Genomic DNA, 21,237 nt, shown 5'->3' on the forward strand with positions numbered 1-21,237 from the left:
AAACACGATGTAAACTTTTTCATACACTAACAGTATCCTTCGAACGAAAGGAGGAACTTCCATGTCTCAATACGGTGGTGGATCTTATAATAATGGTTTTGTATTAGTTATAGTATTGTTTATCTTATTAATTATTGTCGGCGCATCTTTTATGAGTTACTAACATCTAAAAACAAGAAACGCCGATCTAACCAGCTGCCTCCTTCACAGGGATATTCTGCTCAGTTGGGATATCCCTTCTTTCTCAGGTCCATATATTGTTTCAAACAGTCTGAATGTTTATAAATATTTTAAGAGGTGATTTTTCTAATGTTTAATAGACCAGTTGTATGTCCACCTAGATATATGGTGCGAGACCATTTTGTTCCTCGTGTAGTTCCTTATATCCATCCGGTTGTCAATATTAATCGTTACAATATCGTCAATGTTCCTAGACATATTTATCAACCTATTACAAGAAATATCATTATTGACCCTGGATATCCTACTCGTTGCTGTTAAATAACAACACAAAGCGTCCTGCATTTTTCTTATGTAGGGCGTTTTGTGTTGTACTTTTCACTTTAAAACAACTCGCTTTCCTCGAATTTGATTCTTGCTGTTTTTCCCTTTGCTGTTTCAATGATCGTAAAACCGTGTTCGACGGCTTCCGCTACCTTTGCTTTCCCTTGCACACCGTCAATCACAACGACAAGCACTTTTCCTGGAACAACCGGATGCGAGACTGTCATGTTATCTATATCAATCTGCAATTCTTGCGCTCTTTTACTACTCACCGGAATCCCTCCATGTGGTATAATGAAGTTAGGTGGTCGGGAGAAATCTCGGCTTTTTATTTATCTGTTTGATAACTGACTATATTCAAAGTCAATTTTTAATAGGTCGTTTGTTCGAATACAATAGCGACAGCTATTTTCCACGCTACAATTCCCCGCAAATACTTCATACACTTCCGAAGTACAACCGCAATTCTGGCACATTTGCGCTGGATAAAATCCTAGAACAACCTTCTGGCAACATGCACATTTGGAATCATAGCAGTTTGTTTCTTTATTCCAGTACGGCAACATACACGATCCGCAGTCTGTGCACCAATGGTCGTTTTTTGAGATTAAAGCAAAGGTATAAAAAGGCACGTATTGATCTTGATCTTCAGTAATAAAATCAAAGATCGTCATCTGTTGGGCCATCATCTTCCTATCCCTCGTTTCTTGCGATTCTGCGGCCAGCGCCAGTCAATGAGCCGGCGCTTGTCATGATCGTACTGCTTTGGCCGTGGCCGATTCCGATAGGCTTCCAACTCCTCGGGCGTCAAATAGCTGACGGTCACCGGGCCATTGAATGACTTTTGTTTCATGTGTTTTCCCTCCTAATCGGCGTTTCATTTCATCACGCGCCCGCTGTTTGTAGCAATCAGGGCATTTTTCATAGTGAAGAATGACGTGCAGCTGTTTGAACGTTGCCTTTGACCAATCCACGGCGCTCCTCCCTTTCCAATCGCTCGTATTCCTGCTGAATTTCCTCAAGGGTCAACTTGGAGAGCAATCGGCCGGCGCTTGTCGCAAAAATGACTCTTCTCCGCAACCGCTGCATGAGTACATGCTTTAGCAACAGCACTCTCCTTCCTCCTTTGCTTTTACTTTTTCAAAAAAATGATCGAGCGTTGATGGTGGGTACATTCTCCCGTTTACCCGAACCGACACGAGCCGCTCTCTCGTAATCTCATATCGCTCCAATATCTCAATCAAAGCCGCTTCGGATTGAATGCTTCCGGTAAATCCGGACGATTCGCCCAACATCGTTGCGATACTCCAAACGGATCCATAACGGGTAGCCCATCAACATCACCCGTCAGGATTGTTTTTATATTTTTTTAGCCGTTCTTCTAGCTCACGCCGCTTGCGTTCCAATTCCTCTTGGTTCGAATGTTTTTCATCTTCTTCGGGTTGTGAATAGTCAGGATTGAGCCAATCCGGGATCATTTCCGTGCGAGTCGGCTTTCTTGATCCGTTAGAGCCATTGCGTTTTTTTGCTTGCTGCTCTTTGAACGCTAGTTGAGCAGCACGAACCTGCTCGACCGTTCGATATCCTTTCGAAGCCCAGTCGCGCAAAATGGTTTCGACGTAGCTCCATGATTTAGCGCCGTTCTCCACCGCAATTTTCATCGCTTCTAAAACTAGCGCCTCGGATGTGTCATCGATCCAAGTTGATATTCTTTCGCTTATGTAGCTGCCGATGGCGCCGAAGCCGTTTTGTTCAAAAAAGGCAAATGGATTCATAGATTGGCGCACGCGCACGTCTTCTTCTACTTCTTTTTCTATATCTGTAGTAATCTCTGTAGTATTCTCTGGTATTGGTCTGTTCAAATTGAGCAGCTCGTCTGTGCAAAATGAACAGATGGACTGTTCATTTTGAGTAGATGGACTGTCATTTTCGTCAGTCGACTGCTCATTTTGAACAGTCGAAGTATCAACTTGAGTAGTCGATTGTTCCTCTTGAAGTTGCTGCAGTTTTTCGTAGTTGATTCGATACCACTTTGTTTTATCAATTTTAGACCGATTAAAATTCCCGGTAATAATTAGCCCTTGCTTCTCTAATTTTGTGATAATACGGCGGATTGTGCTCTCCGACCAGAAAGGAAATTGCTCTTGCCATTCCTCATAGGTGTTGTAAACCCACTTGTACCCTTCGTAAGTGTGGGTGCTACGCTCTAACCAATAATGCAATTGTTGCAAAATAATGCTTTCGTTTAACCCTACTGTTTTCGCCAGCGATGGCAAAATCACCAACGGCTCGTCGTCTAAAAGAAGATTTGTAGACACCAGTATTCCCCCTTGCTTTCTCAAACTCCGTCAGGAAAAGGGGAAGCTCCCTATTCCTGAACAGTTCCTTCCACTTCCGTTTCGATTACTTCCCCTTCCAGGTATTCCGCTTCCATATCAACATAATCCTCGACGTGTTCCGGTTCTTCGTTGAAATCGCGACGAACTGTTTCATCAAGCGAAACATTGCGCTGAATTTCGATCGAGATCGGCAAATATTTAATGAGTTGGCGAATAACCGTTTTCTTGGCCATTGCTTCGTACTCCTCACGCCACGGCCCGGACTCTTTCGCCCTAGAGTATTTGTCACGAAGGCGATTGATTTCTTCGACCGACATAACGTGAAACGCATGTCCACCATCTTTGAACTTGGCGTACGCGTAGAACCCGATCAATTTTCCGCGATCGCCGAACAGCAACGGCTTGTGGCGCAAACGTTCATCAAGTCCGTATTCAAATTCAAATTCATCGTTTTCATAGACTGCTTCGGCTTTAATCGTTTCAACCTCGCCGGATCGGCGGACTAAGTCGATTAGCCCTTTATAGCCGATCACGAATTGGACTTCTTTCGTTCCGTTTTTCCGATTCTTGAATGGGATGAGGTAGCAATGCCCGAGCAAGCCCGGCTCAAGACCTAATTGAGCCGCCTGCATGATCGCACCGAGCAGGCTCTTGATTTCGCACGATAGCAGTTCAGGATTTCGACGCATTTCTGTGAGAGCAATTCGAATAAGACGATCGCCATTAAGATGTTTCGGCAGTGCACGTTCTAATTCCGGTTTCATTTGTTGAAGGAGATCGGCGACGGTGACCTTGCCGCCGTTTTGTTTTTTAGTCACTTGGCCGCCGTTTGCTTTTGTCACTAATTGATTTTTGATTTTTTCCGCTTGTGTCATCACGATACCACCTTTCTAGTTTTTTTATTTTTAGAGATACTGAATCGACGATAGGTCGCCGTTTGGACGTATTGACGATACAAATCCGGGTGTTCTTTGGCAAATCGTTTAGAATCGAACCGGTTCGAGTTCACGACCGACCATTTCACGACGTACTCACTCGTACGGCCACGCTCACGTTCGCCCAACAGAGCTTTGATTTTGTTCTCAATCTCCGCCTTTTTCTCGCTCTTTTCCTTGATCTCCGCGTTTACTGCCTCTAATTCGGCGATGAGCGCATCCACTTCCCCAGGCAGCTCTGCTTCGTCATCCACGACAGACTTCACCGGATACAAGAGGTTCAATAGGTTTGTACTTGCTTCGCTTCCGTCCACTTCCGGTGGACGCTTTTCGATGACGCGTTGCCAAAATTCCGCCTCAATTTCAATCAAGTAATTGATGATTTCTTCGTCGCGTTCGATGACATCCCAACGAAACTTGTTACCACCGATTAAGACCGCGATGTACCATTTAGAGCGACCGGTAACAGCCATGTAGTGCTGGCATTGGATGAAATATTGATCCGGAATCTTTTCACCTTCCACCCATTCATCCTTGAGATATTCGCTCGCCGTTTTGCACTCCAGCCCAGCATCTTCGCCGACAACGAGCCGATCCACGTTGGCAATCATAAATGGGTATTCGGGATGGCACAGGATCGCATTCCGGCGTCGAACTTTCAAGCCTGTTCGCTGGCTGAATTCCTGTGCGACGATATCCTCTAGGATTGTCCCCCAATAAGCTGCTTCGCTCGGCACGGATTCCTTCACACCTTCCACTTTTTCGTAATACACTTGAATCGGACTTTTATATTTGTTAAGGCCTGAAATGGCGGCCGCATCCGAGCCGCCGATGCCTTTCTGACGTAACCGCAACCAATCTAGACGGCTCATATTCGCCGTTTCAGCAAGAACAATCATAGAATCACCTCTTCGTATTCGACTGTTTCTAATAAGTGCTCTGCTAAACAATGAGTGTCACAGAACAAGTCCCCCTCATAACGAATAGCTTCATGTTCTTGATATAATTCACGGTAACAATGCGTACATTTGGCAACTTCCGGTAGAGATTGTGCGTCGCGTAAACCGATAGCAAAACGATCAAGATTCATATTAAGTTCCTCCCGGACAAAAATTGTGTTATACTTTTCTTGATTGAAATTTTTAGACATTCTATCTTTTTAGCTCACTTGTCAGAGTGAGCTTTTTTCTTTTTTAATCATTTGTGACACAAAATCGATTTTGATACCGCGACGACGCATGTCTTGGACAATAGCCGTCAATTGTGCACGGCGAGCTTTCTGGAGCAAATCCACTTCTTGCAACATGATTTGTTCGCCTCCCTTTCTTTTCAGACAGACTGAGCTATTTTTCTTTGATAAATTTTTTCTTTTGCCGCAAGTTCAGTGGCAAGCAACAACGCTGGATTATTCCGTAATTTCGCACAAAATTCGCGAACCTCAGAAGCTTTCATTAAACGACTTGCCGTAAAGCAAATACTCATTGTTTATCTCCCTCCTTAGCATTTGATAAACCCTTTAGATTTGAGCTTAGAACGATGTTTTTGCCACATCTTTAGCCATGAAAACCCATAGTCTACGCAGATGACCGCCACGTATTGCGTAAGCGCAACAATCGCATCGATCGCCTGCATAATCGCTTCTTCCAAATGATGTTTGTCAAATTCTCGAATGGATCGAGGATGATTGGCGACGCAGACGTTTTCAATCGCCTGCAGCGCCTCTGCTAGTTCCTCTTTTGTTTTCATGGCGACGCTGGCCCGATGGAGATCCACGACCTCGCCATCCAGCTTCACCGGCCCCCATCCGGTATACTCGGCGGCCGCCTCCATCGCGACCCACGGATTGTTGTGTTTTTCGGCGAAATATTTTGAAACGTTGGGCTGCACTCGATACCGCCCGTTCTCCTGATGCGATACCGATTCGCGAGATTCATAGATTTCAAAGGACAATTGCTGCTGGGTCATGTTGGCTTCCTTTCGTGCTTCTTTTGCCGCATCGGCGGCTCTACCACGTTTCATGCTCCCTTTTCTCCTTTCTACCATCCACATTGTCAGAACATGCTACTATTACTACGAAACCTTTTTTGGCAACCAGCTTTCGATATAGCGCAATGCTGCTTGTAACTCTTTTCTCTTCACGTCTTTGTAACTGGCAACGCCGAATCGATCCTTGATTTCCCTATATAGTTCACGAAAAAGGCGAGATCGCTCTTTTGGATCCGTTTCAAGCTCATATACTCTTTGAGCGACGCCTTTTTGAAGTCGGCGTTGTTCGCCGCTTGTGAGTGTGATTTGTTCATCAACTTTGTATTCGATTTCTAAAATTTTGCGTTGCTGTTGACTCACAATTTTTTCAAGTTCATCTGTTCTTTCTACAGTTTCGGCAGTGAGTTTTAATGATTGAATCAATGCTGTACGATCATCAAGGACTTTTACCTTGTTATTTTGGATGTATTCCCGCATCCGTTTGAATTCTTGAAGAAACTTAACTTTCATTTTCATAGCTTCAGGTGTTACATAGCTCATAGCAACTAAGGCGAAAGCATCTTCTGTCATGTTAATTTTTCGATATTCACGACCACGCTCGTTTGTGTATGTTGACTCCTCAAAGTTGTGGAGTGAAAATTCTGGTTCACCTGCTTCTTGGAGCTTGGTTATTTGATTTTCAATATCCCGTAATACAATGTCATGTCGTTTACCGAATACTTCTGCAACAATCAGACTGTCCGTTACCGGTTGGTTATTAACAAGAAAAACCAGTTGTTTCATTTAATCACCTTCCTTAAATATTCAGTATTGTTTTCGATCCACTGGAATACAGCGTCGCGCGGATAACGCGCTTTAATGTTTATCAGCCTTGGAAAAGTAGGATTCGAAGTCACTTTGATAACAGTCGGCATGGCGATTTGGAGAATTTCGGCTATGTGCTTATTAGTTAGAACTGGCGGGTATGAAAAACGTTTCATGCCGTCTTCAACCCCTTTTTCATAAGCCTGCCGAAACAATTCTTCCATGCGCGCTTTAAGCAAGTTAGCTTCGAGTTCATCAAAGGTGATAACTGTTCTTGGCAATGTTAGATCACCTCCTTTGAAGGTGTTCCTCGCTTCCTGTCGAATATGGTAGACGGGAAGGAGGTGAAAATATGGCTAACAGTAAACAAACGTCAAAATCTGTGGCCAAAAAGGCTAGTAAGATTCTTAGAGATGGCCGTTATAGTAAAACTTCTAAAAGTGTTGCTGGCAGTGCACTATCCCAAACTAAAAAGAAATAACTTGAATTTTCTCTTGCTGAAGTTCAATGGATACGATCATTGAACTATTGATGATTACTCGGAATGTGTCAGACTTCACACCAATGAAATCTTCTGGCACATTCTTCTTTAACCACTCGGGAATATCTTTTGTTAATTCAACTTGTTCATATTCATCACCAGTAACAAGAACCAATTTTTTTACTTTTATTTAGATCACCTCCTTACATGTAGCTGGGGCTCATCTGTTAAGGAACCCGGTGCTTTTCAATGATTGGCAATAAATCGTCTAAGAAAGCATGAGCCGCTGCCAAATGGGTGTCTGTAATCTTTTCTACACGCTTCACGTCCACGATAAAACGAATGAGTGTGTAGAATCCTTGTTGATACTTATACTTTTTTGGAGATTGCGACTCATCGAAGTACTGCGTTAGGAAATCATCAAATTCGCTTTTTTAATTCATGCCAATGTGCGCGGGGCTGGTGCTGCCCCAACTCTTTAAGCACATCTTCGCGAATTTGCTGATACAGTTGCTCATATTCAGCTTGCGTGAGTGGCATCGTCATCCTCCTTTAACAGTTCATGGCTCGATACACCGAGGGCTTGGGCGATACGTTCAAGCATTGAAAGTGATGGGTTCGCCTTGTTCTTTTCAATCTTATTTATCGTAGAAACATCCGCTACTACCATATCTGCCAACTGATATTGAGTAAGACCGCGTTTTGTTCTGATTTCGCGGATTTTAAGTCCTAATTTTTTGTTCATTATTGGATTTGCCTCCTTTCTTACCTAAATTTTATTGATTAAAATCCAATAAGTCAATATTAATTTTGAATTTTATCCAATATTTTTAGCTGTTTATTGATGTGGTAGAATTTTTATTGAATATAATCCAACAAAGGTGATATTATGTTTGATATTGGAAGTCGCATTATTGCTTTAAGAAATTTACATAATATATCAGCAAATAAATTGTCGAAGGAACTAAATGTTGACCCATCAACTATTAACAAAATTGAAAAAGGAACAGCTAAGCCATCAATTGATTTGCTTTTTAAGATTTGTAGCTACTTTAACATCACTCTAGCTGAGTTTTTTGACACGCAGACTTCCGATCTGCCTCCCGATCTCTTGCAACTCATTGAGACTGCGAAAAAGCTGACTCCAAAGGAAAGACAAAAGATAACCGAGTTAATTCAGACCTTTTTAGAAACGCGCTCATCATCCATCGTTTTGCCAGCAAGTTCTCTTAAAGGTGAGCTCAGATATAAAATCGCAGAGCACTTCAGCAAATCGCCCGATGCTAATGAAAAGGCGTAGCCCTATTCCTTCTTGTCGAGTGAAGACGATGGAAGGAGGTGATGGATGAAACAATGTACGAGCCGAAAGCTGTCGATCATATCACTTCAAACGGTAAGCTCGTTTTAATGTACGACTACTTAGACAACGCTTACTCCCTTACAATTATGCTTGCTAATGATATTGTTGTCGGTATCAATCCAGAAGCCGATGAGATTTGCTTTATGGCACCTGACAAAGATGGAATATATACAGATGTTACCGATATCGTTTCTGCTAAGCCAACACAGGGAACAGTTGAACTGATGATGGGTGCACATCATCTTTGGTCTGTTGAGAGTTACAAAAATGCTCAGCAAATTGGCAAACAATTTCTGAATAAGTCATTAACGCAAATTAAGCTTTGCTATTATTCAAATCGTTAATTTTCGCCCAAACCTCTGGGAACAGCTCCTTGTGAAGCAGATCGACCGCTTCTTTTAGGTCTGCTTCACTGAAATTGTTCTGTTTCAACATGAGATGAAAATGGGCAATAATTACGTATTTGTTTAAAACGCTCACCTTACTCACCTCCTTACGTTATGCGGATGTGGAGAGGATTTTTTAACCCACTCCTTTTGTATGAGATTCTTGTATCTTGTTCCCAAATAAAATAGAGACATCTTCTTCAAGGATCTCAGCGACTAATAGCGCTTTATGCAACGGTGGAGTAGAATATCCGTTTTCCCAGTTACTCACAGCTTGTTTTCCTTTATAGCCAACCATTAACGCAAGCTCTTCCTGGCTTAATCCTTTTCTGTTTCTTGCGTTGATAAGATGGATATTTTTCAATCAAATCACCCCCTCTTTGTATGGGATTCTTGTACTTTGTGATTTTATTATAAGTACAAGAATTTCATATGTCAACACAAAAATACAACTTTTTTGTACTTTCGTTTATTTTATATACTTTTGTTGTACAATTTACTTGTACGAAAAAGTTTTTTATCTTGCCTATGAAGAATTGAAACACTCTGTGCTATCAGTCATGAGCACCTAGCCTTCTTATTTTTATCTTACCTATGAGGAATTGAAACCGAAAAAGGAAGGTGCAAACCTTGCTAGCTCAAAGACTAAGATTTACTAGAAAAGCGAAGAAGCTAACCCAGGAAGAACTAGCTAAGATTGTTAACACTACTAAAGGAACCATCAGCAATTATGAAAACGGTCATAGTACACCTTCAAATGAAATGCTATCTTTATTGGCGGATGCGCTTGACACTACTACTGACTATTTACTTGGCAGGACTGATAACCCATCATCCACATCAAAAACCCGTCTACCTGAACTATCGGAAAAAGACGAACGCGACATCGCTAAACGTCTAAAAAAATTTAAAGAAGAGATTGAAAAATCTGATGGGCTAGCTTTTAGTGGTGAGCCTCTATCAGAAGAAGCAAGGGAATCTCTTATTGAATCGATCGAACATATTTTTAGAATGACACAAAGAATCAATAAGAAATATACACCGAAGAAATATAGTAAGGATGAATAATTTAACTTTCAGGGGTGGTTTTCATGAGTTTTATAAGAAAACTCGCTAATTTATTTTCAAAAAAAGAAACTCAAATAACGCCTATGAACCACCAACCAAGAAAAGTTCTGGATGATGAAGTTACATTGTCTCCCCAAAAATTTGAAATAAATCGGCTTATCAACAATGGTGGTTTAACGATCGAAGAAATTTTAATGCTCGCATTGATTGAAGAAAAGGATACTAACAACGATTTTTTCCCAGGGTTTTGGCAATACTCTTATAACGTAAATCCAAAGTTATTATTTGCCAATCTCATAAAAAAAGGTTTCTACTTAAAGGAAAAATCTTTAACTACTACTCTCGAGAGAAAAACTGTTGATGAATTAAAGGAAATATTGAGAAAACACAATTTAAAAGTAAGTGGAAGAAAACAAGAATTAATCGATCGCATTTTAAACGAACTTTGTGAAGAAGAATTAAATTCAATTGAATTAATTGAGGTGTATAAAAGAAACGAGAAAGCTAAAGAGATAATTGAAAAAAATGAACATATTATATTCTTTCATAGAAATCAGACAGAGATATCAATTTATGAAGCACATGATTTCAAAAATAAAAACCCACATTACTCCCCTGTCGAAATAGCGAGAGAATTAATAGATTTAAAAGCTAAAAGACATATTGCCAACAAGGATTGGGGATTATATCGTAACACAAGGGTTTCTTTAGCGGAAATTGAAATAAAAGAACAAAATTTTGATATCGCTTTAGCTTTACTATTTGAAGTTTGTTATCTCGATTTAAGTGGAATGAGCAATAATTTTGATCTTAATTTTTTGTATATTTATGAAGATCGTTTCTTCCCTTATGAAAAAAGTATACATACATTAGCACCTGGAATCGTTAATTACATTCGGAAATTAAAAGTAAAACTCGAACTGACAGACGAAAATCTTAAACATCTCTATCTAAGTACAATGCATAAATATCAAGTACCGTTTCACTTATTTACAAAAGAAGAAACCGCAAACATATTAATTGCGGAAATCAATAATGATGTAAACACTTTAAAAGAAATATATAAAACTGCTAGAAAAAGATATTTTAATAAAAGTAAGTATGGTTCAAACAAAAAGTGGTGATTTCATGTGGTTGAAAGGAAAAGTAAATGAATTGATTAAGAAACACAAAACCACTAACCCCTTCGATATAGCATCAAGAATGAACATACATATTATCAAGTGGGATTTACACGAGGAAATTAAAGGGTTTTACAAATACGATCGCCGGAATCGATATATAGTCATTAATTGCAACCTAGATGATAATTTTCAGCGCTATGTCTGTGCTCACGAACTTGGACACGCAGTATTGCATACCAAGGTCAATACACCCTTTCTAAGAGCTAACACTTTTTATTCAATAGACAAAATCGAACGTGAAGCAAATGAATTTGCTGTGCGTCTCCTTCTTTATGACAAAAATTTAGAAGATTATGAAACCAAATACGATGTTTTGAGAGAAAGTGGGATTCCATATGAAATGGAAAGGTTTTTATAAAGATTCAGCAAAGTTTATAAACCCTATCTAGGGTTTTATATAAACTTTATGTGGGAGGGGATTAAATCAAGGTACTTAAATTTTTTTACTATTTTATTAGTCATATTTTACTAGGTATATAGGATGGTGGTTAATGTCTGCTATAAAAGAAAACATCAAAAACAGCAGGATAGAAACATAAAAAATATTAATGCATCTAGGATAAGGCATCTAAGATAAACAGGCATTTGTTTATTTTATGGGAGGGATAATATGAGAAAAAACCTACTTAAGGAGAAAATAATTAGATTTTCACATTAGAGTAAGGAGGATTTTAGATGAGATCGCCAACTTTAACTGTTGAAGATGTAAAAAAAATTATTGATAATCAAGAATCTATATCTGACTTAGAATTTTTAAGTAAAGGAGGGCAAAAAGTAGTTTTTAAATGCAAAATTAACGATGATTACTATACCCTTAAATTCCTTGAATTATCTGACTGGGATGATTCAGGAGATTTAAACGAGACTCATGATATTCAGTCAGAAATTTTAGCTCGGGCAACTAGAGAAATAGATATCATGAGAAAATGTGACACACCAACTCTTGTAAAATTAGGCCCAATAGGTATGACACTTACTGAGTATAATGGAAAAAAGTTTCTTTACTTTTCAGAAGAATTTGTAGAAGGAGAAGATTTATTTCAAATTCTAAGCAAGAGAACACTATCCCAAATGGAAGCTATACAACTTGGTATTGATATCGCTACCGCTATAGAACATTTATGGTCTATCGGGATGGTTCATCGTGATATCAAGCCTAAAAACATAATGCGTAAAATGGATGGAACTTTTGTATTACTAGACACAGGTATTGCCTTCGACACCCAAGGAAAAGCTCTGACCCAAGCCTTTCATATTGTTGGCACAAGAATTTACATGTCACCGGAACAATTGGCAAATATTAAGGCATCCCTAGATTTTAGATCTGATCTTTATTTATTGGGGATTGTACTCTATGAATCATTGACAGGTAAACATCCTTTCTTCACCCCTGGTATCAACTCTGTGCAACTTGTTTCTAGGGTGATCGGCGGTGAATATGAACCAATTTCTCAATTATGTAAAGACATACACCCTAAACTAGAACGACTTATAAACAGATTATTATCTGTTCAACCACATTTAAGATATAGATCGTGCAGTTCATTGATTCAGCAACTAAAAAAGATAAGGGAGGAATTATAATGAAACTTTTTGCACAACAGGGACATGGGAAAGGTGACAAAATACATAGAGGATTAGACAATCAATCTTTAGATGGAGTTATTTTAAGTCCTCGTGACGAAAAGATAGAAAATCTTAATTCTTTGAAAGAAGAACTTGAACAAAATTATCCAACAAGTGAAATATTCTTCGACCCTCAGTTTTATTATGCAACATACATTGATGGTGCAAGTAAAAATTTAGATTCTTTAAATTATTATCCAGGTACAATTACCCTGTCTAATCTCCGATCATTACGCAATGTAAACCGATATGTCTCTAATTGCTTACTATTTCAACATGAATTTGGGTTAAATACTCTTGTATCTCCCACTATACTAATCCCAAGTTTTGCAGATCGCTACGCTCAAATATCATTAAGTATGGCTGAAGAATCAATTTCTGAAGCTAAAAAATTAGAAAAACCACTATTAATTTCATTGGTATTTAATGAAAGTGCCTTAAACGACTCTAGAAGTGTAAATGAATTTCTTAACGAACTGACTATGTTAGATACAGAAGGGTTTTACATTATAGTAGTTCGAAATAATACTAACTATGATCAAAAATTCGATGAAGTTACACCTTTATTAAATTTATTAACAATGATTTACTCTTTAGGCGAAATTAATGAGTACAAAGTAATAATGGGATATTCTGATATAGTTGGTTTATTATATTTAGCTGTAGGAGCTTATGGAATTTCTAATGGTTGGCATAACAGTTTACGAAAATTTACCATACAACAAAGAATATTACGTCCTTCAGGAGGAAGACCAGCTCGTGAAAGATATACTTCTTTACCGCTTCTTAACTCTATATTAGTATCTGAATTGGACTCGATTGCAAAAATTATACCAGCGTATAACGGAAATTTAGAAGATTACTTGAGTCAAACCCCTTATGAACACAGAATATTATCTGGCTCCAGCCCATCCGATGGATGGTCTAGAACAATTAGTCATTTACAGCATTGGGCCGCATTAAAACAAGGAATAAACAATATAAAAGATTTGGACATCTCAGATCGCTTGGAAAAGATTATAAAACAAATTAACCAAGCTAAAGCATTATATAGTATTTTAGAATCAATGGGTGTACAATTCGATCCCTCTTCTTCTAGCCATCACTTAGATAACTGGGATGCTGCGCTAAAACAATTTAGAGATATGCACAATTTATAAATTATATAAATAATTTTCCAATACCAACCAAATGAAATGCCTTTTTATTTGGTTGGTTTTGTTTTGCTTTTAGATGGGTCAAAACTTTTCCGTTTTCGTCGATGCTAATCAATCCTACACCGTTAGCCTTAAATAATTCAATATTATGTAACGCAGGCGATATATATTTTTTCGGCATTACAACCCACGAATTATTGGCAAATCCAAAGTATTGTGTTGCCTGGTATAAAGCCCTTCTCCAATTATAAAGTTTGACCTCATAGGCATTAAAAACAACTTTTGGTATCTTAAAATCCGGATGTAGTATATAACTTTTATTACTGTTTTCCATCACAATCCCCTCATTTAATAATAAACGAAGGGATCTCCTTACGGTTGATTCAGTTAAACCAGTCCTATTTATTAAAAAATTTAAAGTTCTTGGAGCTTTCCTATGTAACAAAGAAATAATTTGCGCATTTGTTAAATTTGACAATAACATCGCTTTTTCTTTAGAAAGAATTTCTTTGTCTTTAATTTCAGCCACAACAAGATCCGCTCTTCCTTGCCAACAATCCATTTCCTTTAGTATTTTTTTGTTCTTATCTTTAAAATATTTATCTTTTTGTATTAATAAAGCTTCTAATACGAACACTAAACTTTCTTCTTTTACTGTTGATGTATCTAAATAAGAATTATAATTCTTAGCTAGCATCATATCCCCACCTTAAACAACTCATTAGTATATATATTATACATAGTTTTTCTGTCTTTCAAGATAAAGATAATTCATAATAAAACACTTTAAAAGTGAAAATAATAACTGTTTTTCTTTTTATTGCTAAAACAAACATTTGTTCCTATAATATCCTTAGGAGGGGGACAATATGGAGCTACGCCGCTACTACACGACCGCGCTGGAAGATTGGGTGACCAAATTTTATACACGACTAAACATCTTTTATCCTTATCAAATCGATCCATCATTTATCGCTCGGAAGATGAGCATTTTCCTGCGTGAAAAGCCTTTTTCATCAACACATCAAGTTGTGGGCCGCTTTCGTTGCATTGTTGTCGACTCCCGGCTATCTAAGAAAAACGAGAAGCCTTCTTTCATGAGTTGTGTCATATTCTCCGTCACGCCGGTATGCAAAGTATGCCGCAATACCATACATATGCTTAAATTCATTGACTTGAGTACCCCATACACCATTGAGCAGATGTCTAATGTATTTAAGGTGACACCAACATTATGCAAAGAACGCCTAATACAGATTAGAAACCGCGTATTACTCAAATTAAGTCATATAGAAATCTTTAGCGAAAAGTCGATCACATTTTAAAGGGAAAATCACGATAAATTATACCATCCATCCTCCCTCGCTATTTTAAAATATATGGAATGAGGAAGAGCGACAATGTCTTATTTCCGCAAAGTGCCTGCAAAAAATGCAAAGGGTTATACATGGTCCGTTACGGTAGATTTAGGACGTGATCCCGCAACAGGGAAACGGCAACAAACCACACGTCGTGGTTTTGCGACGAAGAAAGAGGCCGAAAAAGCAGCAAATGAACTCGTCACCCAAGCAAAAGTAGAAGAATATTTAGAGCCCTATATCATGGGCTTCTCTTTTTAAAACCCAGTAGAACATACATTCTTAAAAGGAGGCATGTTCAAATGGCACGCTTTCAAAAGTATGACACCAAAAAAGGCGAACGCTGGATGTTTGTGATTGAAAATGGCATTGACCCTCAAACCGGGAACCGCCAGAGAATCGTACGACGAGGATTTCTAAAGAAGAAAGATGCACAGGATGCTGCTAAGGAACTTGAATATCAGTTAGGGCTAAGAAATTTAGATACAAAAGGCAATATTACCTTCGAAGAAATGGCTGAAGAGTGGTTATCCGTCTACGCCGCGACCGATGTTAAAATAAGTACAATTAGGGTAAGACATCATGAAATCGGTCATTTAAACAGATACTTTGCCCGATACAAACTAAAAGACATCACAAAAAAGATGTACCAAAATGCTCTAATTGATCTAAAGAAGAACAAAAGATTAGCACACAGCACAATATCCGGTATTCATAGTACAGCTCGGATGATATTTAAAAGGGCCATGGAACAAGATTTAATTCTTCAGGATCCTACTCAATACGCTTTTATTCCAAAGGACAAGAAAACCGTGGAGGATATCGAAAACACAAAGATCCAGGAACAATATCTCGAAAAACATGAACTGAAACTGTTTTTGGATAAAGCTAAAGAGATGGACGAAGAAACCTATACAATGCTTTTTGTTTTAGCATGGACTGGATTGCGTGTTGGAGAATTGGTTGCATTAAAGTGGAAGGATATCGATTTTGAGGAAAAAACCATAAATATAACAAAGACTTATTACAATCCAACTAACAACACAAAGAAATTTGCCTTGCTCCCGCCAAAAACAGAGGGGTCCATACGTAAAATCATTGTGGAAGATGAGGTCATAAAGGTTTTACAAAAACACCGAATAAAACAAATGGAAATAAAACTACAGGTTGGGAAAGATTATTACGATGGTGATTTTGTATTTGCCCGAATGAATCCACCATATTACGGTTATCCACATTTTATTAAGACTGTTGAAAATCGCATGGAAGCCGTATTAAAGAAATTGCCTTCCATTACAAAGCGCCTTACTCCTCATTCCCTACGCCATACTCATACGTCCCTGCTTGCAGAAGCCGGGGTGGAGTTATATCAAATCATGGATCGTCTTGGGCATGTAGATGATGAAACGACCACCCAAGTTTATCTACACGTTACCAAAGATCGTAAAAAAGAGGCTTCCCAAAAGTTTGGAGAACTCATGAGAAAACTCGAAAATTTATAAATCGGCACCAAAATGGCACCAAAAACGATATGGTTATAAGAAAAACCCCCTTGAAATCAAGGAGGTTTTTCTTAAATTACATCATGCCGCCCATTCCGCCCATGTCAGGCATTCCAGCGCCAGCGCCTTTGTTTTCTTCTGGCTTGTCAGCGACAACGGCTTCCGTTGTTAAGAACATAGCGGCAACAGATGCTGCGTTTTGAAGCGCAGAACGAGTTACTTTTGTAGGGTCAACAATACCTGCTTCGATCATGTTCACCCATTCGCCAGTTGCTGCATTGAAGCCGATACCAGGTTGTTCTTTTTTCAAGCGTTCAACGATAACAGAACCTTCTAAACCAGCATTTTGCGCAATTTGACGTACTGGTTCTTCAATCGCGCGAAGAACGATTTTCACACCAGTTGCTTCATCGCCTTCTGCTTTGATTTCAGCTACTTTATTATATACGTTTAATAGCGCTGTACCACCGCCGGCTACGATACCTTCTTCAACAGCCGCGCGTGTAGAGTTAAGAGCGTCCTCAATGCGCAATTTGCGTTCTTTTAATTCTGTTTCTGTAGCGGCACCAACTTTGATGACTGCTACGCCGCCAGCTAATTTCGCTAAGCGCTCTTGTAATTTTTCACGGTCAAATTCAGAAGTAGTTTCTTCTAATTGAGCACGAATTTGATTGATGCGTGCTTTAATCTGATCAGATTCGCCCGCACCTTCTACGATGGTTGTATGCTCTTTTGTTACAACCACTTTTGCAGCGCGGCCAAGAGATGCAATAGTTGCAGACTTTAAGTCACGGCCTAATTCTTCAGTGATCACTTCACCGCCAGTTAAAATCGCGATATCTTCCAGCATCGCTTTGCGGCGGTCACCAAAGCCAGGAGCTTTAACAGCAACAGCTGTAAATGTTCCGCGAAGCTTGTTCACAACTAGTGTCGCAAGCGCTTCACCTTCAACATCTTCAGCAATGATAAGCAATGATCTGCCTTGTTGCACGACTTGCTCTAATACAGGCAAGATTTCTTGAATGTTTGAAACTTTCTTATCAGTAATTAAGATGTATGGATTGTCTAATACTGCTTCCATTTTTTCCGTATCAGTAATCATGTATGGAGAAGCGTAACCGCGGTCAAATTGCATTCCTTCAACAACATCTAATTCTGTTGTAAAGCCTTTGGATTCTTCTAATGTAATAACACCGTCGTTACCTACGCGCTCCATTGCTTCGGCGATTAATTGGCCTACTTCTTCATCAGCCGCAGAAATCGCAGCAACTTGAGCAATAGAGTCTTTGCCTTCGATTGGTTTAGAGATTGCTTTCAACTCTTCAACGGCGACAGCCACCGCTTTTTCGATACCTTTGCGGATACCCATTGGGTTTGCGCCAGCTGTTACGTTCTTTAAGCCTTCACGGATCATCGCTTGAGCTAATACAGTTGCAGTCGTTGTACCGTCACCAGCAACGTCGTTTGTTTTGCTTGCTACTTCAGCAACAAGCTTCGCACCCATGTTTTCAAATGGATCTTCTAATTCGATTTCTTTTGCAATCGTGACACCATCATTTGTAATTAATGGAGAACCGAATTTTTTCTCTAATACAACGTTGCGCCCTTTAGGACCTAATGTTACTTTTACTGCATCTGCTAATTTATCAACACCGCGTAGCATCGCGCGACGAGCTTCTTCACTGAATTTAATTTCTTTTGCCATGAACCATTACCTCCTCCAGCAATCTAAATTTTCATTAAGTATTTGTTGAAATATCTATGTTATGAAAGCCGTACGAAATGATTAACCAACGACAGCCAAAATATCGCTTTCACGCAAAATTAAATATTCCTTGCCTTCGTATTTTACTTCTGTTCCTGCATATTTTGAGAAGATAATGCGATCGCCCACAGCTACCTCCGGAGCTACACGCTCACCGCTGTCAAGCACACGTCCTGTACCAACAGCCACTACTTTTCCTTCTTGCGGTTTTTCTTTTGCAGTGTCTGGTAACACAATACCGCTTGCTGTTCTTTCTTCTGTTTGGACAAGCTCAATCACAACGCGATCACCTAATGGCTTTAACACGGAAAACAACCTCCTCAACAAAAATTTTTATTCTCATTTTATTAGCACTCATCATCAACGAGTGCTAACACACTTATAATATTAATGAACTTCCCTTTTTTTTGCAAGTAAAAAATACAAAAAAAATCTGCAACTTTGTGCACCCTTTTCAATTATGTCACATTCCCGCAAATATAAACATCAAATTTGTCGCCCGAAGGAATCTGAGATCCTTCAGGTAGACCATTTCATTCTCCTTTTTCTCTGCTCGTTCATTCTGCTGGGAATTTTTCATGGGAGATCAACCTCCCTCACCTACACTTTGTGTAGAGGTGGGAAGTTTTTGGGTGGATTATGCGCAATTTTTTTCCTATCCCTTTACTTAGGAAAGGGGGATCGTCTAATCCAAACAACTTGAAATATGAAATAAATCGAATGATGTCCACATGCAAGCATTTCGACGGTTAGCCGGTCGAACAATATCGTTGCTAGAGACATTGATGGTTCTATGAAGCAACATAGTTCGCCACCAATAAAAACGTTAACCCATCGATGATGAATCAAATAGCATGGCGAAAATCTCATGATGAAAAGCTTCATCATACAGCCCTGTTTAAAGACCGAAAACTTTTCCGCCAACATAAGATTACCACATTCTTGGCTTTATATCCCTCAATCATCTGAAGCGCGCTCCCCTGTTGCCTTACCATTTCAAACATTTTAATCATTATTTTTCTCCAATATGTGCTACAATACGAAAAGCAGCGATTACTTTTTAGCAAAGGGGAATTTTCCATTGAAACGGCAATATTGGTATGTCATTATAGCATATGTCATCATGCAGCTATCTAGTATAGCTGGCGTCCCGCTCTTAGTATTTCTTGGGGTCGGAGCACATTCTCATAATGCAGTAGAAGCAGCCTCAGGCTATTGGGCCGTCATCAGCTTTTCGATTACCTTTTTTCTTGTTCTCTTTTTCCTTCGCAACGAGATCAAGCAGCGCCATGAACGCGATCGTGCTCCATTATCTGTCGCGTGGGTGTGGGCGATTGGGGGCTTCTTTTTGGCGCTATTTGCCCAAGGCATTGCGGCCAATATTGAATATCGTCTATTCGGCATTCAGGCCGGATCAGAAAATACGAAAAACATTATTGAAATTATTCGGCTCACTCCGGCCCTTGTGATCGTCACATCTGTTATTGGGCCTATTTTAGAAGAAGTGATTTTTCGCAAAATTATCTTTGGTACCCTGTATAATAAGTATAATTTCTTGATTGCGGCTATGATTAGTTCCTTATTGTTCGCAGTCGTCCATATGGAGCTTGAACACCTTCTCCTGTATTCAGCCATGGGATTTACATTTGCTTTTCTTTATGCCAAAACAAAGCGTATTTTCGTTCCAATCTTTGCTCATGTGACGATGAATACGTTCGTTGTCTTGATGCAAACCGTCTTTGCTGATCATATTGGACAAATCATAAAAGAAACCGACAAGATGCAATTTATATTTGGGGGCTTTTCATTATGAGAATTTCACCTTTAAGTACCGCGTTGTTCTACTTTCTAATGGGGGCTTTATTCACTTATTTAGCCATTCAAAGCGCCCGTGGGGGCATATGGAATTTCTCTACCGTTGCCTTAATGGTCTTGGCCACCTTAGACTTCGGTGTATTTTTGCGACTGATCACCCTATATATTCGAATTCGAAATCAACAAAAATAAAAAGGGCTGACGTTCATTTTAAGTCAGCCCTTGCTTGTTCCGCTAAAAGCACTTTTCGATAGGCGATTCTTGAGATCCATATGCTCACTTCATATAAAAAGGACAACGGAATCATCACAATTAATTGTGATATTACATCTGGAGGGGTTATGATCGCTGCTACAATTAATAAAAGCAAATACGCATACCTTCTCCCTTTTGACAGTAAAAAAGGGGTAATCAACCCAAGACGCGTTAAAAACATAACAAGCACCGGCAATTGAAATAACGCACCAAACGGCAATACAAGCTGAAGCAAAAACGTAAAATATTCGTTAATGCCAATTACTTGATTGATGCCTAGATCTGTCGCCAAGTCTTGCATAAAACGGACGACAAACGGAAACAAAACAAAATAGGCAAAGCTAATGCCGCTTAAAAATAAAAATAATGACAATGGAATATAGCTAAGTGTCACTTTTCTCTCTTTTTCGTATAGTCCAGGGCTGACGAAGGCCCAAATTTGATAAAGCAAAACTGGTGCGGTCATAATCAAAGCGATGACAAATGCAAATTGCATATAAATTTTAATCGGATCGGTCAATCGAAAGGCATTCATCGTTAACTCTCTTGCTTCATCAGCCTGTTGCAAATACCGAATCACAGGCTCGACAAGAAAGAAGCTGGCAGTCAAAGCAATAGCGAAAAAAATCAGCACAATAATCAATCGTTTTCTTAATTCCCCAAGATGTTCATATACAGACATTTCTTTATCGCTCATATGGAACCATCCTAC

The 21,237-nt window shown here is 39.2% G+C and carries 34 protein-coding genes; 14 read left to right on the forward strand and 20 right to left on the reverse strand.

Translation table 11 applies throughout. The features are described 5' to 3' along the window. Positions 1-61 precede the first annotated feature (61 nt). Complete coding sequence (locus tag GFC28_RS18910; protein WP_082063639.1) at positions 62-163, forward strand: YjcZ family sporulation protein; 102 nt, start codon at positions 62-64, stop codon at positions 161-163. A gap of 400 nt (positions 164-563) precedes the next feature. On the opposite strand, the gene GFC28_RS11315 is transcribed toward GFC28_RS18910, so the two are convergent. The 13 genes from GFC28_RS11315 to GFC28_RS11360 all read right to left on the reverse strand — a co-directional run bounded on the left by GFC28_RS11315 (position 564) and on the right by GFC28_RS11360 (position 6,849). Beyond that, complete coding sequence (locus tag GFC28_RS11315) at positions 564-776, reverse strand: XtrA/YqaO family protein (RefSeq protein WP_257722548.1); 213 nt, start codon at positions 774-776, stop codon at positions 564-566. 413 nt (positions 777-1,189) lie between these two features. Further along, positions 1,190-1,357, reverse strand: coding sequence for a hypothetical protein (locus GFC28_RS19520; RefSeq protein ID WP_172798653.1), 168 nt, complete (start codon positions 1,355-1,357; stop codon positions 1,190-1,192). Positions 1,358-1,425: 68 nt separating this feature from the next. Then, the gene (gene fbpA / locus GFC28_RS11320; protein WP_231883405.1) at positions 1,426-1,617 is read right to left on the reverse strand and encodes a Fur-regulated basic protein FbpA; all 192 of its coding nucleotides are present in this window, start codon (positions 1,615-1,617) and stop codon (positions 1,426-1,428) included. Further along, positions 1,605-1,799, reverse strand: coding sequence for a hypothetical protein (locus GFC28_RS11325; protein ID WP_231883404.1), 195 nt, complete (start codon positions 1,797-1,799; stop codon positions 1,605-1,607). Before GFC28_RS11325 ends, fbpA begins: the two co-directional genes overlap by 13 nt. A gap of 45 nt (positions 1,800-1,844) precedes the next feature. After that, positions 1,845-2,822, reverse strand: coding sequence for a DnaD domain-containing protein (locus tag GFC28_RS11330; RefSeq protein WP_044743217.1), 978 nt, complete (start codon positions 2,820-2,822; stop codon positions 1,845-1,847). Between the two features lie 50 nt (positions 2,823-2,872). Then, positions 2,873-3,718: a recombination protein RecT gene (recT, locus tag GFC28_RS11335; RefSeq protein WP_044743218.1), complete on the reverse strand. Its 846-nt coding sequence runs from the start codon at positions 3,716-3,718 to the stop codon at positions 2,873-2,875. Then, a complete protein-coding gene (locus GFC28_RS11340) occupies positions 3,718-4,677 on the reverse strand; it encodes a YqaJ viral recombinase family nuclease (protein ID WP_044743219.1) in 960 nt (319 codons plus the stop codon). The genes recT and GFC28_RS11340 overlap by 1 nt, the downstream gene beginning before the upstream one ends. Then, complete coding sequence (locus GFC28_RS11345; protein ID WP_044743220.1) at positions 4,674-4,868, reverse strand: hypothetical protein; 195 nt, start codon at positions 4,866-4,868, stop codon at positions 4,674-4,676. The genes GFC28_RS11340 and GFC28_RS11345 overlap by 4 nt, the downstream gene beginning before the upstream one ends. 81 nt (positions 4,869-4,949) lie before the next feature. Further along, entirely contained in the window at positions 4,950-5,084 is a 135-nt protein-coding gene (locus GFC28_RS19985; protein WP_255363049.1) for a hypothetical protein, read from the reverse strand. 23 nt (positions 5,085-5,107) lie between these two features. Beyond that, positions 5,108-5,260: a hypothetical protein gene (locus tag GFC28_RS19525; RefSeq protein ID WP_172798654.1), complete on the reverse strand. Its 153-nt coding sequence runs from the start codon at positions 5,258-5,260 to the stop codon at positions 5,108-5,110. 15 nt (positions 5,261-5,275) lie between these two features. Next, positions 5,276-5,797 carry a helix-turn-helix domain-containing protein gene (locus tag GFC28_RS11350; RefSeq protein WP_044743221.1) on the reverse strand — a complete coding sequence of 174 codons (522 nt, stop codon included), beginning with the start codon at positions 5,795-5,797 and terminating at the stop codon, positions 5,276-5,278. A gap of 51 nt (positions 5,798-5,848) precedes the next feature. Continuing rightward, positions 5,849-6,547, reverse strand: coding sequence for a Rha family transcriptional regulator (locus GFC28_RS11355; protein ID WP_044743222.1), 699 nt, complete (start codon positions 6,545-6,547; stop codon positions 5,849-5,851). Beyond that, on the reverse strand, positions 6,544-6,849 hold the full coding sequence (locus GFC28_RS11360; protein ID WP_082063642.1) for a hypothetical protein: 306 nt from the start codon (positions 6,847-6,849) through the stop codon (positions 6,544-6,546). Before GFC28_RS11360 ends, GFC28_RS11355 begins: the two co-directional genes overlap by 4 nt. Positions 6,850-6,920: 71 nt before the next feature. On the opposite strand from GFC28_RS11360, the gene GFC28_RS19990 reads away from it, so the two are divergent. After that, positions 6,921-7,049 carry a hypothetical protein gene (locus GFC28_RS19990; protein ID WP_255363048.1) on the forward strand — a complete coding sequence of 43 codons (129 nt, stop codon included), beginning with the start codon at positions 6,921-6,923 and terminating at the stop codon, positions 7,047-7,049. A 520-nt stretch (positions 7,050-7,569) separates the two neighbouring features. On the opposite strand, the gene GFC28_RS11370 is transcribed toward GFC28_RS19990, so the two are convergent. Further along, entirely contained in the window at positions 7,570-7,794 is a 225-nt protein-coding gene (locus GFC28_RS11370) for a helix-turn-helix transcriptional regulator (protein ID WP_044743224.1), read from the reverse strand. A 144-nt stretch (positions 7,795-7,938) separates the two neighbouring features. On the opposite strand from GFC28_RS11370, the gene GFC28_RS11375 reads away from it, so the two are divergent. Both GFC28_RS11375 and GFC28_RS11380 read left to right on the forward strand, forming a co-directional pair. Next, entirely contained in the window at positions 7,939-8,349 is a 411-nt protein-coding gene (locus GFC28_RS11375; RefSeq protein WP_063504913.1) for a helix-turn-helix domain-containing protein, read from the forward strand. Between the two features lie 41 nt (positions 8,350-8,390). Beyond that, on the forward strand, positions 8,391-8,753 hold the full coding sequence (locus GFC28_RS11380) for a hypothetical protein (RefSeq protein WP_044743225.1): 363 nt from the start codon (positions 8,391-8,393) through the stop codon (positions 8,751-8,753). Here the strand turns inward: GFC28_RS11380 and GFC28_RS19335 are convergent. Next, the gene (locus GFC28_RS19335) at positions 8,725-8,889 is read right to left on the reverse strand and encodes a hypothetical protein (RefSeq protein ID WP_156487534.1); all 165 of its coding nucleotides are present in this window, start codon (positions 8,887-8,889) and stop codon (positions 8,725-8,727) included. The two genes, GFC28_RS11380 and GFC28_RS19335, sit on opposite strands and share 29 nt — an antisense overlap. A 42-nt stretch (positions 8,890-8,931) precedes the next feature. Beyond that, positions 8,932-9,159: a helix-turn-helix transcriptional regulator gene (locus GFC28_RS11385; RefSeq protein ID WP_044743226.1), complete on the reverse strand. Its 228-nt coding sequence runs from the start codon at positions 9,157-9,159 to the stop codon at positions 8,932-8,934. 266 nt (positions 9,160-9,425) lie between these two features. On the opposite strand from GFC28_RS11385, the gene GFC28_RS11390 reads away from it, so the two are divergent. The 5 genes from GFC28_RS11390 (at position 9,426) to GFC28_RS11410 (ending at position 13,833) form a co-directional block, all read left to right on the forward strand. Next, positions 9,426-9,863: a helix-turn-helix domain-containing protein gene (locus GFC28_RS11390; RefSeq protein ID WP_044743227.1), complete on the forward strand. Its 438-nt coding sequence runs from the start codon at positions 9,426-9,428 to the stop codon at positions 9,861-9,863. A 23-nt stretch (positions 9,864-9,886) separates the two neighbouring features. Continuing rightward, a complete protein-coding gene (locus GFC28_RS11395) occupies positions 9,887-10,987 on the forward strand; it encodes an SAP domain-containing protein (RefSeq protein WP_044743228.1) in 1,101 nt (366 codons plus the stop codon). A gap of 4 nt (positions 10,988-10,991) precedes the next feature. Continuing rightward, a complete protein-coding gene (locus tag GFC28_RS11400; RefSeq protein ID WP_231883403.1) occupies positions 10,992-11,405 on the forward strand; it encodes an ImmA/IrrE family metallo-endopeptidase in 414 nt (137 codons plus the stop codon). 317 nt (positions 11,406-11,722) lie between these two features. Beyond that, positions 11,723-12,631, forward strand: coding sequence for a serine/threonine protein kinase (locus GFC28_RS11405; RefSeq protein ID WP_044743230.1), 909 nt, complete (start codon positions 11,723-11,725; stop codon positions 12,629-12,631). Further along, complete coding sequence (locus GFC28_RS11410) at positions 12,631-13,833, forward strand: hypothetical protein (protein ID WP_044743231.1); 1,203 nt, start codon at positions 12,631-12,633, stop codon at positions 13,831-13,833. Before GFC28_RS11405 ends, GFC28_RS11410 begins: the two co-directional genes overlap by 1 nt. A 1-nt stretch (position 13,834) precedes the next feature. Here GFC28_RS11410 and GFC28_RS11415 read toward each other — a convergent pair whose 3' ends face one another. Beyond that, entirely contained in the window at positions 13,835-14,527 is a 693-nt protein-coding gene (locus GFC28_RS11415; protein WP_044743232.1) for a winged helix-turn-helix domain-containing protein, read from the reverse strand. Between the two features lie 172 nt (positions 14,528-14,699). On the opposite strand from GFC28_RS11415, the gene GFC28_RS11420 reads away from it, so the two are divergent. The 3 genes from GFC28_RS11420 (at position 14,700) to GFC28_RS11430 (ending at position 16,690) form a co-directional block, all read left to right on the forward strand. Then, positions 14,700-15,155: a peptidase gene (locus tag GFC28_RS11420; RefSeq protein ID WP_231883402.1), complete on the forward strand. Its 456-nt coding sequence runs from the start codon at positions 14,700-14,702 to the stop codon at positions 15,153-15,155. 75 nt (positions 15,156-15,230) lie between these two features. Then, positions 15,231-15,449, forward strand: a complete 219-nt coding sequence (locus GFC28_RS11425; RefSeq protein WP_044743233.1) for an Arm DNA-binding domain-containing protein — start codon at positions 15,231-15,233, stop codon at positions 15,447-15,449. A gap of 41 nt (positions 15,450-15,490) precedes the next feature. Beyond that, the gene (locus GFC28_RS11430; RefSeq protein ID WP_044743234.1) at positions 15,491-16,690 is read left to right on the forward strand and encodes a site-specific integrase; all 1,200 of its coding nucleotides are present in this window, start codon (positions 15,491-15,493) and stop codon (positions 16,688-16,690) included. A gap of 76 nt (positions 16,691-16,766) precedes the next feature. On the opposite strand, the gene groL is transcribed toward GFC28_RS11430, so the two are convergent. After that, a complete protein-coding gene (groL, locus tag GFC28_RS11435; protein ID WP_044743235.1) occupies positions 16,767-18,395 on the reverse strand; it encodes a chaperonin GroEL in 1,629 nt (542 codons plus the stop codon). An 81-nt stretch (positions 18,396-18,476) separates the two neighbouring features. Next, positions 18,477-18,761 (reverse strand): co-chaperone GroES, encoded by a 285-nt coding sequence (gene groES, locus GFC28_RS11440; RefSeq protein ID WP_044743236.1) that lies wholly within the window; start codon positions 18,759-18,761, stop codon positions 18,477-18,479. 775 nt (positions 18,762-19,536) lie between these two features. Here groES and GFC28_RS11445 point away from each other — a divergent pair. Then, positions 19,537-20,268: a CPBP family intramembrane glutamic endopeptidase gene (locus GFC28_RS11445; protein WP_044743237.1), complete on the forward strand. Its 732-nt coding sequence runs from the start codon at positions 19,537-19,539 to the stop codon at positions 20,266-20,268. After that, complete coding sequence (locus tag GFC28_RS11450; protein WP_172798655.1) at positions 20,265-20,462, forward strand: YdiK family protein; 198 nt, start codon at positions 20,265-20,267, stop codon at positions 20,460-20,462. Before GFC28_RS11445 ends, GFC28_RS11450 begins: the two co-directional genes overlap by 4 nt. 13 nt (positions 20,463-20,475) lie before the next feature. Here the strand turns inward: GFC28_RS11450 and tatC are convergent, their stop codons facing one another. Further along, positions 20,476-21,222 carry a twin-arginine translocase subunit TatC gene (gene tatC, locus GFC28_RS11455; RefSeq protein WP_044743239.1) on the reverse strand — a complete coding sequence of 249 codons (747 nt, stop codon included), beginning with the start codon at positions 21,220-21,222 and terminating at the stop codon, positions 20,476-20,478. Positions 21,223-21,237: the final 15 nt, after the last annotated feature.

Origin of the sequence: Anoxybacillus sp. B2M1, from assembly GCF_001634265.1 — a bacterium.
GTDB lineage: Bacteria > Bacillota > Bacilli > Bacillales > Anoxybacillaceae > Anoxybacteroides > Anoxybacteroides rupiense.

Coding starts and splice junctions, on each gene's coding strand:
- GFC28_RS18910 (WP_082063639.1), top strand. CDS start 62: ATGTCTCAATACGGTGGTGGATCTTATAATAATGGTTTTGTATTAGTT.
- GFC28_RS19520 (WP_172798653.1), bottom strand. CDS start 1,357: ATGAAACAAAAGTCATTCAATGGCCCGGTGACCGTCAGCTATTTGACG.
- GFC28_RS11325 (WP_231883404.1), bottom strand. CDS start 1,799: ATGTTGGGCGAATCGTCCGGATTTACCGGAAGCATTCAATCCGAAGCG.
- recT (WP_044743218.1), bottom strand. CDS start 3,718: ATGACACAAGCGGAAAAAATCAAAAATCAATTAGTGACAAAAGCAAAC.
- GFC28_RS11340 (WP_044743219.1), bottom strand. CDS start 4,677: ATGATTGTTCTTGCTGAAACGGCGAATATGAGCCGTCTAGATTGGTTG.
- GFC28_RS11345 (WP_044743220.1), bottom strand. CDS start 4,868: ATGAATCTTGATCGTTTTGCTATCGGTTTACGCGACGCACAATCTCTA.
- GFC28_RS19985 (WP_255363049.1), bottom strand. CDS start 5,084: ATGTTGCAAGAAGTGGATTTGCTCCAGAAAGCTCGCCGTGCACAATTG.
- GFC28_RS19525 (WP_172798654.1), bottom strand. CDS start 5,260: ATGAGTATTTGCTTTACGGCAAGTCGTTTAATGAAAGCTTCTGAGGTT.
- GFC28_RS11350 (WP_044743221.1), bottom strand. CDS start 5,797: ATGAAACGTGGTAGAGCCGCCGATGCGGCAAAAGAAGCACGAAAGGAA.
- GFC28_RS11355 (WP_044743222.1), bottom strand. CDS start 6,547: ATGAAACAACTGGTTTTTCTTGTTAATAACCAACCGGTAACGGACAGT.
- GFC28_RS19990 (WP_255363048.1), top strand. CDS start 6,921: ATGGCTAACAGTAAACAAACGTCAAAATCTGTGGCCAAAAAGGCTAGT.
- GFC28_RS11370 (WP_044743224.1), bottom strand. CDS start 7,794: ATGAACAAAAAATTAGGACTTAAAATCCGCGAAATCAGAACAAAACGC.
- GFC28_RS11375 (WP_063504913.1), top strand. CDS start 7,939: ATGTTTGATATTGGAAGTCGCATTATTGCTTTAAGAAATTTACATAAT.
- GFC28_RS11380 (WP_044743225.1), top strand. CDS start 8,391: ATGGATGAAACAATGTACGAGCCGAAAGCTGTCGATCATATCACTTCA.
- GFC28_RS11395 (WP_044743228.1), top strand. CDS start 9,887: ATGAGTTTTATAAGAAAACTCGCTAATTTATTTTCAAAAAAAGAAACT.
- GFC28_RS11400 (WP_231883403.1), top strand. CDS start 10,992: ATGTGGTTGAAAGGAAAAGTAAATGAATTGATTAAGAAACACAAAACC.
- GFC28_RS11405 (WP_044743230.1), top strand. CDS start 11,723: ATGAGATCGCCAACTTTAACTGTTGAAGATGTAAAAAAAATTATTGAT.
- GFC28_RS11410 (WP_044743231.1), top strand. CDS start 12,631: ATGAAACTTTTTGCACAACAGGGACATGGGAAAGGTGACAAAATACAT.
- GFC28_RS11415 (WP_044743232.1), bottom strand. CDS start 14,527: ATGCTAGCTAAGAATTATAATTCTTATTTAGATACATCAACAGTAAAA.
- GFC28_RS11420 (WP_231883402.1), top strand. CDS start 14,700: ATGGAGCTACGCCGCTACTACACGACCGCGCTGGAAGATTGGGTGACC.
- GFC28_RS11425 (WP_044743233.1), top strand. CDS start 15,231: ATGTCTTATTTCCGCAAAGTGCCTGCAAAAAATGCAAAGGGTTATACA.
- GFC28_RS11430 (WP_044743234.1), top strand. CDS start 15,491: ATGGCACGCTTTCAAAAGTATGACACCAAAAAAGGCGAACGCTGGATG.
- groL (WP_044743235.1), bottom strand. CDS start 18,395: ATGGCAAAAGAAATTAAATTCAGTGAAGAAGCTCGTCGCGCGATGCTA.
- GFC28_RS11450 (WP_172798655.1), top strand. CDS start 20,265: ATGAGAATTTCACCTTTAAGTACCGCGTTGTTCTACTTTCTAATGGGG.
- tatC (WP_044743239.1), bottom strand. CDS start 21,222: ATGAGCGATAAAGAAATGTCTGTATATGAACATCTTGGGGAATTAAGA.